Genomic DNA, 14,862 nt, shown 5'->3' with positions numbered 1-14,862 from the left:
TGGGCGCCGACTAGGGGCGGACGGGCACTGAATCCTTCAGTGCGACGCCGTTGTTTCCAGCTTCAGAAGAGAGACAGGATGCCGATCAAGCCGCTACGCAAGGCCGTATTCCCCGTGGGTGGCCTGGGTACGCGTTTCCTGCCCGCGACCAAGGCGCTGCCCAAGGAGATGCTGCCGGTCGTCGATCGTCCTCTGATCCAATATGCGGTCGACGAGGCGCTTGAGGCGGGCATCGAACAGATGATCTTCGTCACCGGTCGCGGCAAGTCGGCGATCGAGGACCATTTCGACATCGCCTATGAACTCGAAACGACGATGGCGCATCGCGGCAAGTCGATGGAGCTGCTGCACCAGACCCGCCTGAAGCCGGGCGCTGTCGCCTATGTGCGCCAGCAGGAACCGATGGGCCTTGGCCACGCCGTATGGTGCGCGCGCGACATCGTCGGTGATGAGCCGTTCGCGGTGCTGCTCGCCGATGATTTCATGGTCGGAAAGCCCGGCTGCCTGAAGCAGATGGTCGATGCCTATATGCAGGTCGGCGGCAACATGATCTGCGCTCAGGAAGTGCCGGAAGACCAGACCCATATGTACGGCGTGATCACGCCGGGTGCGCGGGACGGGGCGCTCACCCAGGTCAGGGGGCTGGTCGAGAAACCCAAGCCAGGTACCGCGCCGTCCAACCTGTCAGTGATCGGCCGCTATATCCTCCAGCCAGAAGTGATGCGCGTGCTCGAAACCCAGGAGAAGGGTGCAGGGGGCGAGATCCAGCTCACCGACGCGATGGCGCGGATGATCGGCGATCAGGCATTTCATGGCCTGACCTTCGATGGTCGCCGCTACGATTGCGGTGACAAGGCGGGCTATATCCAGGCCAACCTGGCGCTTGCCATCGGCCGTGAGGATATCGGGCCGTCGGTACGCGCCTTCGCGATCGACCTGTTGCGCTGAGACCGGCGGTCAGCGGCCGTCAAACGCCGTGATAGTCGCGATACCACTCCACGAACAACGGCACGCCGACGTCGAGCGCCGTTGATGGCTCGAAGCCGATATCGCGCTGGATCGCGCTGATATCGGCATAGGTGGCATGGACGTCGCCGGGCTGCATCGGTTCCATGATCTTGATCGCTTCGCGACCGCACGCCGCCTCGATCAGGGAGATCAAGCGACCGAGCTCCTCGGCGCGGTGGTTGCCGATATTGTAGATCGCGTGCGGCGCCACGCTGCCGCCGGCCTTGCTCGAGCCATCATCGACAGGTGGTTTGCGCACGCAGGCCACCACGCCCGCCACGACGTCGTCGATAAAGGTGAAGTCGCGCCGCATATCGCCACCGTTGAACACACGAATCGGCTCCCCGGCGAGGATCGCCTTGGTGAACAGCCACATCGCCATGTCAGGCCGGCCCCACGGGCCGTAGACGGTGAAGAAGCGAAGTCCCGTCAGCGGCAGTCGATAGAGATGTGCGTAGGTTTCGCTCATCAGTTCGTCCGCCTTCTTCGTGGCGGCGTAGAAGGAGAGTGGATGGTCGACGCGGTCTTCGACCCGAAAGGGGAGAGTCGTATTGGCACCATAGACCGATGAAGACGATGCATAGACGAGATGCTCGGTCCGACGGTCCCGGGCGAGTTCCAGGATGTTGAGATGCCCGGCGATATTCGAGGAGGCGTAGGCGCGAGGATTCTCGATGGAATAGCGCACGCCAGCCTGCGCACCGAGATGGACGATTCGATCGAATCGGGCATCGGACAAGGCGTTTTCCAGGCTCTTCTGGTCGGAGAAATCTACCCGGACGAACTGGAAACGGTCGCGACCCCGGTCAGCCAGGTCAGCAAGGCGTGCTTCCTTCAGCGCAACGCTGTAATAGTCGTTGAGGTTGTCGATACCGATGACGGTGTCGCCGCCCGCGATCAGGCGCCTGGCCACATGATAGCCGATGAAGCCAGCCACGCCGCTCACAAGAATACGCATCAGGTCGTTTGCTCCCCGGCACCGGGCCTAGGAAGAGGCGGCCCGATTGGCAAGCCGCTGTCGATCGATGGATGGCCTTAACCATTTGTGGCTATCCCCATCCCGTGATCGAATGACCTGAGGAAGTAATATGAAAGGGATCGTCCTGGCGGGGGGCTCCGGTACCAGATTGTACCCGGCGACACTGGCATTGTCGAAACAGCTCCTGCCTGTGTTTGACAAGCCGATGATCTATTATCCCCTGTCGGTCCTGATGCTCGCTGGGATTCGCGACGTCCTGATCATCTCTACACCGCGCGATCTGCCAATGTTCCGTCTCCTCCTCGGCGACGGATCCTTCTTCGGGATCACGATATCCTATGCTGAACAACCCGAGCCACAGGGATTGCCTCAAGCTTTTCTGATCGCTGCAGAGTTTCTGGGCGGCGCGCCTTGTGCGTTGATTCTTGGTGACAATATCTTTCACGGCGACGGGCTCGGCGCAAAGTGCCGCGCAGCCAGTGCGGCGGCTGAGGCGGGGCGCTCGACCGTATTCGCCTATCAGGTCATGGATCCCGAACGTTATGGTGTCGTCACCTTCGATCCGACTTGCGGTTCGGCGGTGGCGATCGAGGAGAAACCCGCTGCGCCGACATCGAATTGGGCGTTGACTGGCTTGTATTTCTGCGAGTCGGGTGTGGTCGATGTGGCACGGGGCCTCGCGCCATCACCGCGGGGAGAGCTCGAAATCGTCGACGTGCTCAATGCGTATCTTGCCCAAGGTACGCTGGATATCGGACGGCTGGGCCGCGGTTATGCGTGGCTGGACACTGGCACGCATGACAGCTTGCACGATGCTTCCTCGTTCGTTCGGACGATTGAGCGGCGTCAGGGCATTAAGGTTGCTTGCCTGGAAGAGATCGCGCACGATCTCGGCTATCTTGACGGAAACGCGCTCATGGCTCGGGCGGATCTGTTGGGTAAGACGGAATATGCCCGATACCTTCGTCAGCGAGCCCAAGCCGCATGAACGGGAGCAACGTGGAGATCGCCGACATCGAATGCGAGCGTACGGTTCTGATTACGGGTGGCGCGGGCTTCATCGGCTCGGCCCTGTGCCGGCATCTGGTCCGTGGTGGCCGCACCCGTGTCATCAACTTGGACAAGCTCACCTATGCCGGCTCGCTCACTGCGCTGACCGACGTAGAGCAATCGCCCCGATATCGATTTGTGCAGGGCGATATCGCCGATCGCGCCCTTGTGGCGGGGCTTTTAAAAAGTGAATCCGTCGATGCGGTGATGCACCTCGCTGCCGAAAGCCATGTCGATCGTTCTATCGACGGCCCTGCGATCTTCATCGAGACTAATATCACAGGAACCTTCCACCTGCTCGAAGCCGCGCTCGATCATTGGCGGTCGCTTGAGGGTGAAGCAAGGGCGCATTTCCGCTTCCACCATGTTTCCACCGACGAGGTTTTCGGGGATCTGCCTTTTGATGACAGTCGTTTTAATGAAGAATCTTCCTATCGACCCTCCTCCCCATATTCCGCCTCGAAGGCCGCGGCGGACCATCTCGTCCGGGCATGGCATCATACTTATGGGCTGCCGGTTGTGCTCTCGAACTGCAGTAACAACTACGGACCATATCAGAATCCCGAAAAACTCATTCCGTTGACGATAACGCGAGCGATGCAGGGGCAGACGCTGCCAGTTTATGGGACGGGACTGAATGTTCGGGACTGGCTTCATGTCGATGATCACGCTCGAGCGCTGGAAGCGATCATGCGGAACGGTGCCGCTGGCTCGAGCTACGCAGTGGGCGCGCGCGAGGAGCATAGCAATGTCGCGGTCGTAACCACGATTTGCGACATGCTCGACGAGCGGTACCCCCTGGCCGGGGTTCGGTCGCGCCGCGCCTTGATCCGATTTGTCACGGACCGGCCGGGTCATGATCGCCGTTATGCGATTGATCCGTCGAAGCTCGAACGAGATCTCGGCTGGCGGGCGAACATCGGCTTCGCCTCGGGTCTGGCTGCGACGGTCGATTGGTACCTACGCGCCGCGGTTTCACCTGCCTTGCGAGATGTTGCTACGTCGCAGCGAGCTTAGAGTTCTCACTCGAGTCGCTTCAGTCGGATGGAGATACCTTCTTCCGTTCGTAATCGAGTTGTTCGGGTTGAAGTGAAGACGGATGGTCTGTGCCCGTGGCCCAGATTTTCCAACTTTATCCGAAACGAACGGTGGAGGATCAGGGCAGCCGATAAGAACTGGCCCGACAAGAATCGGCCCAAGGTGGCGCATACGAAAAAGGGCCGGACTATTCGTCCGACCCTTGATCATCTGATCGTAGCTGCAGCGCTTACGGGCTGGCAGGCTTCGAGCTGTCGTTCTTGAACGCGAAGTAAGCGCCGAGGCCCGCGGCCACAATGCCCAGGCCGAGAACCACGCCGCCGCCGCCATGGCCGCCCGCGCCGGCATCATCGGTGCCGCTGTCCTGTGCGAATGACTTCGGAGCGGTCGCGCAGCTCGACGAGCTGACCGAAAGCACCGAGGTCGGCGCCATCGTGTAGCTGCAACCCGGGAAAGCAACCTTGGCCTTGGCCTGGCCCCGCGTGACGACGCGATCGCCGGCATAGAGCGACTGGCCGGCGGAGGCCGGGATCAGCTTGCCCTCGCGCGAAACGAACGTGCCTTCGCTGGCGGCCGTCAGCTTGCCGACCGACTGCTCGGCACCGGCAAACAGCGGTGAAGAAAGGCTCGCCATTAGGATGGCGGCGGTTACCCGCGAAAATCTCATTATCAGTCTCCTCCTGAACCGCTTGGAAGTAGGCTCACGACTTGGGATTAGCGTTAAGCCCGGATTTTGTCCACCCAAAACGTTCGCATTTGCACAAGTATCTCGAACTGATGCGGTAACACCACACCGCGCAAAAGGTTTCTCGCAATAGCGCGCGGCCACCTATGACGATTCTATCCGAAACAAAAGGTTAAGTAGGCTGGAACACGGTGATAAGGGCGCCGCTCCCGTCATCGTCCACTCGTTTCAAAGAATGCCGTTTCACGGCGAATCGCGGCTTCCCGCGGCAGCTTTGCTCCGGTGGACCCTGCCAGGCTGAAACCGTTACAGGCTCGAATCGGTAGGATCGGTCTCCCGGTCCGCTGCCTTGGTACCTGTGCGATATACCGGCGTGGGATGACGCTGGCCGCTCCCGCCTGTCCGGGTCCTTTTTACAGGCAATATCTTCGCACTTGCGGGAGATGGCTGGATTTGACCGTAGTTTTGGATCAAGGACGGACGCGATAGCGGAGCGTATGACGAGTGCGTTGCGTTCGTTGACATTCACGGCTGGAGCTTCACGATGGCATCTGTTTCGGGGCGACGGGATCGAACCTGAATCATGCTGATGCAACGCAACCTTTCCAGTCTGGTCGGCAACATGCGATGGATTTCATCGTTGCGGGTGCAATTGTGCGTCGAGATATTGCTGGGCGTGCTTCTGCCGCTCGCTGCGCGATATGGACTTCATTCGAATTATGACCACCACCCATCGGCGCCGGCGAGCTTCGTCCTTTCGATCTTCAGCGTGGTCAGCGCCACGCTGCTCTCGCGACGAATAGGCGGCTTTCCGGGGACGCGTACGTTCATTTACGTGTTGCCGACGTTCTCCATGTCTTTTGGTCTTGCGATACTGGCTGCGGTCGTACTGCGCCTCGACTATAATCGTACTGTCCTGATCGCCAGCTTCACCTTGAGCATCGCCGCGGCCTATGCCCTTGCCTATCTCAGCGCGCGCCGGGCTGTTCGCCGTTTCCATGTCGTGCCGGGCGGCAGGACGGGTTTTCTGGAGGATATCGAGGGAGCGGAATGGCTGCCGCTCGCAAGGCCCGTCGTTCCGGCCGGCCGCGATATCATGATCGTCGCCGATCTCCATCACGATCTGGATTCTCCCTGGGAGCGGATGCTCGCCCAGGCGGCGATCAACGGCGTTCCGGTCTACCATGTGAAGCAGGTTCGGGAACTGCTTACGGGGCGCGTGCAGATCGACCATCTGTCGGAAAACAGCTTCGGCTCGCTCTTGCCGAACCTGGCCTATCGCAAGCTCAAGCGCCTGATTGATCTCGCGGCATGTCTTGTCGTGTTGCCGGCCCTGGCGATCGCGATGGTGTTGATCGCTGTCGCAATCCGCTTTGATTCCCCCGGCTCCGTCTTTTTCCGTCAGCGACGCATGGGATATCGCGGCCGTTCGTTCACGATGATCAAGTTCCGTACCATGAGACCTCGCGACGACGACGGCGATCAGGATGCGCGACGGAAAAGTGCGATCACGAGAGCTGACGACGATCGCATCACCCGTATCGGCCGTTTCCTGCGGCGCACCCGGCTCGACGAATTGCCGCAGATTCTGAATATCCTGGCGGGCGACATGAGCTGGATCGGCCCCCGCCCGGAGGCAATCGACCTGTCTACCTGGTATGAGGCGGAAATCCCGTTCTACTCGTACCGTCATATCGTCCGGCCCGGCATCACCGGCTGGGCGCAAGTGAATCAGGGCCACGTTGCCGATCTCGCCGAAATCAACATGAAGCTGCAATATGACTTCTTCTACGTGAAGAACTTCTCTGCATGGCTGGACATATTGATTACGATGCGAACCGTGGTGGTGATGCTCAATGGTTTTGGCTCGAAATAGCCTGGCCATGGTTTCAGCTTCTGTCGGGGTTTCAGATTTTCCGAAGGGTGGTTCGGCACGTGTAATGGCGGCTCGTCGGATCGTTTTCGTGAACCGCTTCTATGCGCCCGACCATTCGGCGACCGCGCAGATACTGACCGACCTTGCCGAATATCTCGCCGGGCGGGGCTGGGATGTGGAGATCGTCACCAGCCGGTTGATCTACGGTACCGCAGGCACCAGCCTGCCGCCTCGAGAGCGGATCAACGACGTCACCGTTACCCGCGTTGCGACGGTGAACGGCGCGACCCTGGGGCTGGTCGGGCGGTTGCTCGCCTATCTGACATTCTACTTCAGTGCAGGCTGGGCGCTGGCGCGGTGCCTGCGTCCCGGCACGATCGTGGTCGCCAAGACTGATCCACCCCTGATTGCCCTTGTCGCCCTGGTGGTGTGCCGATTGCGAGGCGCGAAGCTCGTCAACTGGGTACAGGACCTCTATCCTGAGATCGCCATCGAGATGGGGATGAGCGCCTTGCGCGGGCCGGTCGGTGGAGCGTTGAGTGCCTTGCGCGACGTTGCCCTGCGACGGTCTGCGCTCACGGTTGCGATCGGGCAGCGCATGGCGGACCGGATCGCTCGCCACGGCGTGTCTGCTGACCGGATCGTCACCATCGCGAACTGGAGCGATGATGAGGCGATATCGCCGTCCGCGACGAACAGCCCGGCGCTGCGCGAGGATTGGGGCCTGCCGGCGGATGCTTTCGTCCTGGCCTATTCCGGCAATCTTGGCCGGGCGCACGAGGCGGAGACCTTATTGGGCGCGGCAGGCCTGCTTGCGCGTCGATCCGATATCTGGTTCCTGTTCGTCGGCGGCGGGCACGCACAGACCGAATTGCGCCGCAACGCGGTGGCTGCGGGGCATGAGCGTTTCGTTTTTCAGCCCTATCAGCCTCGGGCTCGCCTGTCCGAAAGCCTGGCGGTGGGGGATGCCCATTGGCTGTCGCTCAGGCCCGAATTCGAGGGGCTGATCGTTCCCAGCAAGGTGTTCGGGATCGCCGCCGCGGCGCGGCCGATCGTCGCGGTGTGCGATCCCGCTGGCGAGGTGCCGGCGATGATCGCGGAGACGAGGGCAGGGGTGTCGGTGGCGCCCGGCAACGTCGCCGGACTCGCTGCAGCGATCGTTGCGCTCGCGGATGACAGGGTGGCGTGCCGCGCGATGGGCGACCGTGCGCGCGCCATGCTGCAGCGGCGATACCGGCGCCGTACTGCACTGGATCAATGGGCGCTTGCGCTTGAGACTCTCGCCGAGCGGGACTAGCTGCGGCTATAGGGTGCAAAAGGTTCGAACGATGTTCTCGCGTTTCAGGCAATCGCGCGCCAGGCGCACCGGCCCCAGGGAATGGCGGGGACTCTCGGGCGCGCGCGCTTATGCCATCGGCGACGTTCATGGCCGGCTCGATCTGCTCGAGCGAATGGTCGCAACGATTGAACGAGACCGGCGGGAAAGCCCCCGCGCTCGCGACTATCTGATTCTCCTGGGCGACCTGATCGATCGTGGCCCGGATTCGCGTGGTGTCATCGACTTCCTGATGCGGTTGCCGTCGGACGGGCTCCGGCCGGTGTTCCTGATGGGCAATCATGAGGAAATGATGCTCCGTGTCCTTGGCGACGAGCCGGAATCGTTGAGCCAGTGGCTGACCTATGGCGGTTATGAATTCGCGCAGAGCTATGGCGTGGAGGTCGGCAGGCTCGCGGTTCTGGCGCCGGCCGACGCTGCCGACATGATTCGCGCGGCCATTCCGCCGTCTCATTTCGCCTTCATCGAAGGATTTGCCGACAGCTTCACCTTCGGCGACTATCTGTTCGTCCATGCCGGGCTCCGTCCCGGCAAACGCCTCGACGATCAGGATACGCACGATCTTCGCTGGATCCGCGACGAGTTCCTTAATGACGAGAGCGATCACGGATGCATGGTGGTCCACGGCCACACCATCTCGGTTGAGCCCGAGGAGAGGGAAAACCGAATCGGGATCGATACTGGGGCCTACCAGACGGGCGTCCTGACTGCGGTGCGGATCGAGGGGGCGAGGCGGCGCATGATCAGGATCGAGGAGTGCGATCCATGATCCAGGTTAGTGAGTGCTGTGCGGGCGCAGCATTTTTGTACCTCTGCGGTCTGGTGCGACGCGGTGTCAGCCTGTAGCAGCGGGATAATTGGGCCCGGATCAGGGTAAGCGACGCTTCGCGGTGTCGTCGGAATATAGGCCTGTTTCACAAGGCGGGGGCATCACTGACGTGGCAAGACTGTATAACAGCCGTAGGCGTATCATGGTCACCGGGGGCGCGGGTTTCGTCGGCTCCCACCTGATCGATCGACTGCTCGAACGGGGCGACGAGGTGCTGTGCGTGGACAATCTGTTCACTGGCACAAAGCGCAACATCGATCATCTCGCCGGGCATCCGCGCTTCGAATTCATGCGCCATGACGTGTGCTTCCCGCTCTACGTCGAGGTCGACGAGATCTACAATCTCGCCTGTCCGGCGTCGCCGGTTCACTACCAGCACGATCCGGTCCAGACGACCAAGACATCGGTGCACGGTGCCATCAACATGCTGGGCCTGGCCAAACGGCTGCGCTGCAAGATCTTCCAGGCATCGACGAGCGAGGTTTATGGCGACCCCAGCGTCCATCCGCAGACCGAGGCCTATTGGGGCAATGTGAACCCGATCGGCATCCGTTCCTGCTACGACGAGGGCAAGCGTTGCGCCGAGACCCTGTTCTTCGATTATCACCGGCAGCACGGGCTGGAGATCAAGGTCGCCCGCATCTTCAATACCTATGGGCCGCGCATGCACCCGGCGGACGGGCGTGTGGTTTCCAATTTCGTCATGCAGGCACTGAACGGTGAGCCGATCACTCTATACGGCGACGGCCAGCAGACGCGTTCCTTCTGCTATGTCGACGATCTGGTGGCTGGGTTCATGGCGTTCATGGATACGGCGCCCGAGGTGTCGGGACCGATCAACCTCGGCAATCCCGTGGAATTCACCATCCGAGAACTCGCGGAGCTGGTGGTCGAGATGACCGGCTCGAAGTCGGAGCTGGTGTTCCGTCCCCTGCCACAGGACGACCCGATGCAGCGCAAGCCGGACATCGCGCGGGCCCGTGAAACCCTGGGCTGGGAGCCTTCGATTCCGCTGCGCCAGGGGCTGGTCAAGACGATCGACTATTTCTCCCAGTTGCAGAAGGGCTGAGGGCTCAGCCGCCGCCAGCATGGCAATCCGCCGCAACAGTTTTGTCAACCTGACCGGTAGCCTGGTCGGCCTGGTGCTGTTCGCGGCGCTGACGCCGCTCTATTTCCACGTCATCGGCAGCGAACGCTACGGCATCCTGGCGATCATCTGGGCGTTCCTGTCCTTCTTCGCCGCCTTCGATTTCGGCATGGGTTCCGCCCTGACGTTCAAGGTGGCAAGCGAGGTGCGGGACGACGTGCCGCGCCAGGCGGAATATTTCTGGACGGCGATGTCGATCAGCCTGCCGGTCGGGCTGGCGATGGGATCGATCCTGTTCGGGCTGGTCGGTGGCGGGTTGGGCAGCCTGTTCCATCTGTCCGAGGCGGTGCAGGCGGAGCTGATCCATTCGGCGCCGGCGCTGCTCGGCATCGGCGCCTGCACCATCCTGCTGTCGACCGCCGGCGGGTTGCTGCGGGGGCGCGAATATTTCGTGACCAATGCGGTGCTGACGGCGATGGCGCTTGCGCTGTCGATCCTGCTGCCGGTACTTGCCGCAGTATTCATCGCGCCAGCGCTCGACATATTAATCCTGGCGATGCTGACCAGCCGGATCATCGTTGTCGCCTCCGCCATCCTTTTCGGGCAGTTCGTGGTGCTGGGCGGACGCCGCCCGAAGGTTTCGGCGAGCGCTGCGCGCGCGCTGGTCGGATATGGTGCCTGGTCGTCGTTGAACGGGGTGATCGAGCTGACCATCTCCTCGGCGGACCGCTTCATCATGGGGGCGGTCGCCGGTCCCGCCGCGGTCGGCTATTATTCCGTGCCATCGAGCGTGATCGCCCGGGTGATGATCTTCCCGACCAGCATCGGCAGCGCCGCGCTGCCCCAACTCGCCGCCCGATCGCCCGAGGAAGAGGCGATCCTCGCGCGCAAGATCGTACGGATGGTCGCGATGATGACGCCGTGCTTCGTCGCCGGCATCTTCCTGGCCGAGCCCTTCCTGCGCCTTTGGATGGGGGCGCCGTTTGCGAAGGTGGCGACCCTGCCGATGCAGATACTGCTCCCAGCCTTCTGGCTGGAGGGGATTTCCGCGATCCTGTTTTACCGCCTGCTCGCCCAGGGGCGGCCCCGGACAAGTGCGATGGTCGTTGCGATCATCCTGCTGCCCTATTGCGCACTGATCTACTATCTCGCCGGGATCTGGGGCGTGGCCGGCGGTGCCGCCGGCTATCTCGGCCGCAACATGATGTTCGTCGGTGGGCGGGGTACCGCAACCCGGGCCTGGCGCATGCTGATGGAAACTGTCGGGACGGATTTCGTTCTGCTGATCGTCGCGCTTGCAGCGTGTGTCCTGGCGCTGCCGGCTCAGTCGCCGCTTGCGGTCGGCGTGATCATCACCGGCGCATCGATCGCGCTCACCCTGAAACGACGGCCGCCCGAGTTCGATCGGATGGTCCATGACTTCGCCCGCCGTATCGGTATCGAACGGCCGATACCCGCCGCGGGAGGCGGCACAGATGTCTGATTCCCTTTCCGTATTGCTGGTCGGCTATGCGCATGGTGAGGGCGGGGTGACCACTCACACGCACTGGCTTGCCCATGGGCTGACCCAGCGCGGCCACAAGGTCCGGGTGCTGTCGCCCGTGCCACCGCGCGATCTGCCCGAGAGCCCCTGGCCCGATCGCGGGTATGCCGTGGATCATTATGGCGATGCCAAGGATGCACTGCGCGGCTTCAAGGCGCTGGGCAAGGACCGGTTCGACGTCGCGGTAGTGGCCGGCACTGGCTGGAAGGCGATGGGCGGCGTCCTCGCCAATCGACGGATCAAGCGACGCATCTTCTTCGAGGTGATGAGCGGCGACGCGATGGGCAAGATCGACCCCCGGCGCCTGGTCCATGCCGGCTTCGACGCGATCGTCAGCCTGGCGACTGCGGTCGAGGAAAAGGTTTGCAGCGAATTCCACTGGCGCGGCAAGCGCACCATCATCCAGGCACTACCCGAGCCGCTGGAGCAACGAGCGACGATAGCGGATCGCGGCGTGGTCGCGCCCGCTATAGGTAAGATCCGCGCAGTCTATTTCGGCCGGATCGTGCCGCATAAGGGCGTTGGCTTCCTGGTCGAGCAATGGGCTGCGCTCGCACCCTATCTCCAGTCGATCGACGTCTATGGCACAGGCGAGGAACGTGCCGTGCTCGAGCCGCGCGTCGCGGAACTGGGTCTTTCCGATTCGATCCGCTTCCATGGCCGCTATCCGGACGGCCAGTCCTATGTCGACCTGCTGCAGCAATACGACCTGTTGTTGCTGCCGACGGTCGGGCAGGAGGGTGGACCTCTGGTATTGCTGGAGGCGATGGCGTGCGGCACGCCGTTCGTCGCGAACGGGATGGGCGGCGTGCCCGATTTCGACAACCGCGATTGCCGCGTGAGCAAGGACATTTCCGGTTTCGTTGCCAAGGTGGCGGACATTGCCGGTGCGATGGCGGCGGGCGATATCGACGGGTCGCGGTTGCAACGGCATTATCGCGACAATTTTTCGTTCGATGTGCTGGTCGGCAAATGGGAAAGCTATTTCCAGTATCTGGTGAAGGCCAAATAGCGGCGCCGGAGATTATTTGCTCGCAATCCGGGGATCGTTGGCGGAAACGCAGCGGGTTCGTGCAGCCAAGGGATGATCGGTAGTGAAGCAGGCGGCAGTTCTTGGAGCGGCGGGATTTGTCGGCCGCCACACCGCCCGGGCGCTGGCCGGGGCCGGCTATGACGTCGTCGGCATCGGCCATGGCAGCTGGCTTCGCGACGAATGGCGCGAATGGGGCCTGCGCGAATGGCATGTCGCCGATATCGGCATGGAAGCACTGATGACCTATGCCGGCGATCCCGAGATCCTGGTGCAGTGCGCCGGGAGCGGCTCGGTCGCCTTTTCGATGACTCATCCGGCACAGGATTTCCGCCGCAGTGTCGATTCCACACTGGCCGCGCTGGATTTCGTGCGGCTGCAAGCGCCTGAATGCCGTTTCGTCCTGCCATCCAGCGCTGCGGTCTATGGCACGGTGGACCGCATGCCGATCGCGGTGGACGATCCGTTGCGGCCGGAATCGCCTTATGGCGTGCACAAGACCATCGCCGAGGACCTGTGTCGCTCCTATGCGCGCACCTTCGGCGTTCGGGCGGCGATCGTCAGGCTCTTTTCCGTCTACGGCGTCGGGCTGCGCAAGCAGTTGCTATGGGACAGCTGCACCAAGCTGACTCAGGGCGAGGCGCGCTTTGCGGGGACGGGCGAGGAGCTTCGCGACTGGCTCGACGTCGAAGATGCGGCGGCGCTGTTGCTGCGGGCGTCGGAGCGGGCGAGCGCCGATTGCCCCGTCGTCAATGGCGGTACCGGGCAGGCGGCGAATGTCCGCACTATCGTTGAAGGGCTGGCGCGCGAGCTGGGCGTCGACACGTTACCGGTCTTTTCGGGTCAGCGCCGGAGCGGCGACCCGATCGGCTACGAAGCGGACATCGCCGGTGCGCTCGGGTGGGGCTGGCGCCCGGAACGATCGCTTGCCAACGGGCTCTCCAGCTATGCCGCGTGGTTCCGCGACGAAGCGCGTTGACCTTCAGGCATCGCCGCGCGCGCCCAGGATCTTCAGCCGAATCTCGTAGAAATAGAGCATCTTCAAGAACGCGTGGTGGAACCCCGCCGCGCCGTCGAGGAAACCGAGCCTCAGGAAGTATGTCCCGGCGAAATAGGCTGGCGCGAACCACCAGCGCGATAGATTGCGATATTTGGTGCGCTGGCGCGGGGTGAGAGCAGCCCAGGCCGCGTCGCCACGCATCATCAGGTCCGAATGCCGCTTGGCCTCCCAGCTGGCATAGGCATTGTGGCGGGCGATATAGTGATCGATCCCGCGAAAATCGAGATGGTCGATCGGCGCCGATATTTCGCCGATCTGGCCTTCGAGCACCGGATGCTCGTGCACCTCCATGTCGAGGTTGCTCCAGCGCCGGTCATCGATCCGCTCATAATGGCCGGCACCTACGCGAAACAGGGCGAGCTTGCGCTGCGGTACGCCGTGCCGGAGGATTCGGCCCATGAAATGATTGCTGTAGTTCAGCCAGAAGCCGACCGCCGGTGTTTCCGCCGTGTCCGCCAGAACTCGACGTAGCTCGGCGATGAATTGCTCGGTGACTCGCTCATCGGCGTCCAGGAATAATACCCAGGGTGTGGAGGGCGAATGATTCGCGAGCACCCAGTTGCGCTTCTTCGGGAAATCGCCCGACCAGTCGAAATCGAGCCAGCGAGCCCCGTGGCGTTCCGCGATCACGCGTGTGCCATCGGTGCTGCGCGAATCAACCACCCAGGTTTCGGCAAAGGCACCCAGGCGCGAGAGGCAGGCGTCGAGATTCTTCTCCTCGTTGCGCGTCGGCACCACCACGGTAATCGGCAGCGGGATCATCGTTCGCCGATCTGCCGGGCGGGATTCCCTGCGATGATCGCCCCCGCGGGCACGTCGCGCATCGCGACGGCACGTGCCGCCACCACTGCGCGGGCGCCGACCGTCACGTCCGGCCCGATGAAGCAGTCGGCGCAGAGCCAGGCTTCATCGCCGACAGTGATCGTCGATCGCACGAGCGGCATCCTCGCGTCGCGAAAATCATGCGTGCCTGCACACAGATGCGCGCCTTGCGAGATCGTCACACGCTTGCCGATGCTCATGCCGGCGAGATTGTAGAGGATGGCACCATCGCCGACCGACGACCAGTCGCCAATGGTAAGCTGGGACGGCATGAAGATCCGAACCGTGGGGTAGATGTGGCAATTACTGCCGATCCGCGCGCCGAACAACCGCAGCCATCGGGCTCGCGCGCCGAAAAAGGGGCGAGGAATCGCGCGGAAGACCAACTTGCCCAGGGCCCAGGCGATCCGGGCGCGTCGCTCGCTCCGCGAATAATTGGAGATACGGCGATTGGCCTCGATATCGAGGCCGGGAGATGTGTCGGATGCCGGCCCGGCAGAGTCGATCTCGTCGGGCATC

At 62.5% G+C, this 14,862-nt stretch carries 14 protein-coding genes; 10 read left to right on the top strand and 4 right to left on the bottom strand.

The window, feature by feature from the left end:
• Positions 1 to 78: 78 nt before the first annotated feature.
• On the top strand, positions 79 to 948 hold the full coding sequence (locus P0Y59_10565) for a UTP--glucose-1-phosphate uridylyltransferase (GenBank protein ID WEK02092.1): 870 nt from the start codon (positions 79 to 81) through the stop codon (positions 946 to 948).
• Between the two features lie 19 nt (positions 949 to 967).
• On the opposite strand, the gene P0Y59_10560 is transcribed toward P0Y59_10565, so the two are convergent.
• A complete protein-coding gene (locus P0Y59_10560) occupies positions 968 to 1,966 on the bottom strand; it encodes a GDP-mannose 4,6-dehydratase (protein WEK02091.1) in 999 nt (332 codons plus the stop codon).
• A 130-nt stretch (positions 1,967 to 2,096) separates the two neighbouring features.
• Between P0Y59_10560 and rfbA the strand changes: the two genes are divergently transcribed.
• The gene (gene rfbA / locus P0Y59_10555) at positions 2,097 to 2,975 is read left to right on the top strand and encodes a glucose-1-phosphate thymidylyltransferase RfbA (GenBank protein ID WEK02090.1); all 879 of its coding nucleotides are present in this window, start codon (positions 2,097 to 2,099) and stop codon (positions 2,973 to 2,975) included.
• Entirely contained in the window at positions 2,972 to 4,054 is a 1,083-nt protein-coding gene (gene rfbB / locus P0Y59_10550) for a dTDP-glucose 4,6-dehydratase (GenBank protein ID WEK02089.1), read from the top strand. Before rfbA ends, rfbB begins: the two co-directional genes overlap by 4 nt.
• Positions 4,055 to 4,304: 250 nt before the next feature.
• Here rfbB and P0Y59_10545 read toward each other — a convergent pair whose 3' ends face one another.
• Positions 4,305 to 4,742 (bottom strand): hypothetical protein, encoded by a 438-nt coding sequence (locus tag P0Y59_10545; protein WEK02088.1) that lies wholly within the window; start codon positions 4,740 to 4,742, stop codon positions 4,305 to 4,307.
• A 601-nt stretch (positions 4,743 to 5,343) separates the two neighbouring features.
• Between P0Y59_10545 and P0Y59_10540 the strand changes: the two genes are divergently transcribed.
• The 7 genes from P0Y59_10540 (at position 5,344) to P0Y59_10510 (ending at position 13,440) form a co-directional block, all read left to right on the top strand.
• Positions 5,344 to 6,636 (top strand): sugar transferase, encoded by a 1,293-nt coding sequence (locus P0Y59_10540; GenBank protein ID WEK02087.1) that lies wholly within the window; start codon positions 5,344 to 5,346, stop codon positions 6,634 to 6,636.
• Positions 6,637 to 6,724: 88 nt separating this feature from the next.
• Entirely contained in the window at positions 6,725 to 7,933 is a 1,209-nt protein-coding gene (locus P0Y59_10535) for a glycosyltransferase family 4 protein (protein ID WEK02086.1), read from the top strand.
• Between the two features lie 31 nt (positions 7,934 to 7,964).
• Positions 7,965 to 8,741: a metallophosphoesterase family protein gene (locus P0Y59_10530; protein WEK02085.1), complete on the top strand. Its 777-nt coding sequence runs from the start codon at positions 7,965 to 7,967 to the stop codon at positions 8,739 to 8,741.
• 202 nt (positions 8,742 to 8,943) lie between these two features.
• On the top strand, positions 8,944 to 9,870 hold the full coding sequence (locus P0Y59_10525; protein WEK02084.1) for an SDR family oxidoreductase: 927 nt from the start codon (positions 8,944 to 8,946) through the stop codon (positions 9,868 to 9,870).
• Between the two features lie 19 nt (positions 9,871 to 9,889).
• Positions 9,890 to 11,371 carry an oligosaccharide flippase family protein gene (locus P0Y59_10520; protein WEK02083.1) on the top strand — a complete coding sequence of 494 codons (1,482 nt, stop codon included), beginning with the start codon at positions 9,890 to 9,892 and terminating at the stop codon, positions 11,369 to 11,371.
• Positions 11,364 to 12,443, top strand: coding sequence for a glycosyltransferase family 4 protein (locus P0Y59_10515; protein ID WEK02082.1), 1,080 nt, complete (start codon positions 11,364 to 11,366; stop codon positions 12,441 to 12,443). The genes P0Y59_10520 and P0Y59_10515 overlap by 8 nt, the downstream gene beginning before the upstream one ends.
• Before the next feature lie 82 nt (positions 12,444 to 12,525).
• Positions 12,526 to 13,440, top strand: coding sequence for an SDR family oxidoreductase (locus tag P0Y59_10510; GenBank protein ID WEK02081.1), 915 nt, complete (start codon positions 12,526 to 12,528; stop codon positions 13,438 to 13,440).
• Between the two features lie 3 nt (positions 13,441 to 13,443).
• Here P0Y59_10510 and P0Y59_10505 read toward each other — a convergent pair whose 3' ends face one another.
• Positions 13,444 to 14,283 carry a glycosyltransferase family 2 protein gene (locus tag P0Y59_10505; GenBank protein WEK02080.1) on the bottom strand — a complete coding sequence of 280 codons (840 nt, stop codon included), beginning with the start codon at positions 14,281 to 14,283 and terminating at the stop codon, positions 13,444 to 13,446.
• Positions 14,280 to 14,861 (bottom strand): putative colanic acid biosynthesis acetyltransferase, encoded by a 582-nt coding sequence (locus P0Y59_10500; protein ID WEK02547.1) that lies wholly within the window; start codon positions 14,859 to 14,861, stop codon positions 14,280 to 14,282. The genes P0Y59_10505 and P0Y59_10500 overlap by 4 nt, the downstream gene beginning before the upstream one ends.
• Between the last annotated feature and the right edge of the window lies 1 nt (position 14,862).

Source organism: Candidatus Sphingomonas phytovorans, assembly GCA_029202385.1.
GTDB lineage: Bacteria > Pseudomonadota > Alphaproteobacteria > Sphingomonadales > Sphingomonadaceae > Sphingomonas > Sphingomonas phytovorans.
Note: the sequence above shows the minus strand (reverse complement) of the source record. Positions and strands in the feature narration are given on the sequence as shown.

Coding starts and splice junctions, on each gene's coding strand:
- P0Y59_10565 (WEK02092.1), top strand. CDS start 79: ATGCCGATCAAGCCGCTACGCAAGGCCGTATTCCCCGTGGGTGGCCTG.
- P0Y59_10560 (WEK02091.1), bottom strand. CDS start 1,966: ATGCGTATTCTTGTGAGCGGCGTGGCTGGCTTCATCGGCTATCATGTG.
- rfbA (WEK02090.1), top strand. CDS start 2,097: ATGAAAGGGATCGTCCTGGCGGGGGGCTCCGGTACCAGATTGTACCCG.
- rfbB (WEK02089.1), top strand. CDS start 2,972: ATGAACGGGAGCAACGTGGAGATCGCCGACATCGAATGCGAGCGTACG.
- P0Y59_10545 (WEK02088.1), bottom strand. CDS start 4,742: ATGAGATTTTCGCGGGTAACCGCCGCCATCCTAATGGCGAGCCTTTCT.
- P0Y59_10540 (WEK02087.1), top strand. CDS start 5,344: ATGCTGATGCAACGCAACCTTTCCAGTCTGGTCGGCAACATGCGATGG.
- P0Y59_10530 (WEK02085.1), top strand. CDS start 7,965: ATGTTCTCGCGTTTCAGGCAATCGCGCGCCAGGCGCACCGGCCCCAGG.
- P0Y59_10525 (WEK02084.1), top strand. CDS start 8,944: ATGGTCACCGGGGGCGCGGGTTTCGTCGGCTCCCACCTGATCGATCGA.
- P0Y59_10520 (WEK02083.1), top strand. CDS start 9,890: ATGGCAATCCGCCGCAACAGTTTTGTCAACCTGACCGGTAGCCTGGTC.
- P0Y59_10515 (WEK02082.1), top strand. CDS start 11,364: ATGTCTGATTCCCTTTCCGTATTGCTGGTCGGCTATGCGCATGGTGAG.
- P0Y59_10505 (WEK02080.1), bottom strand. CDS start 14,283: ATGATCCCGCTGCCGATTACCGTGGTGGTGCCGACGCGCAACGAGGAG.
- P0Y59_10500 (WEK02547.1), bottom strand. CDS start 14,861: ATGCCCGACGAGATCGACTCTGCCGGGCCGGCATCCGACACATCTCCC.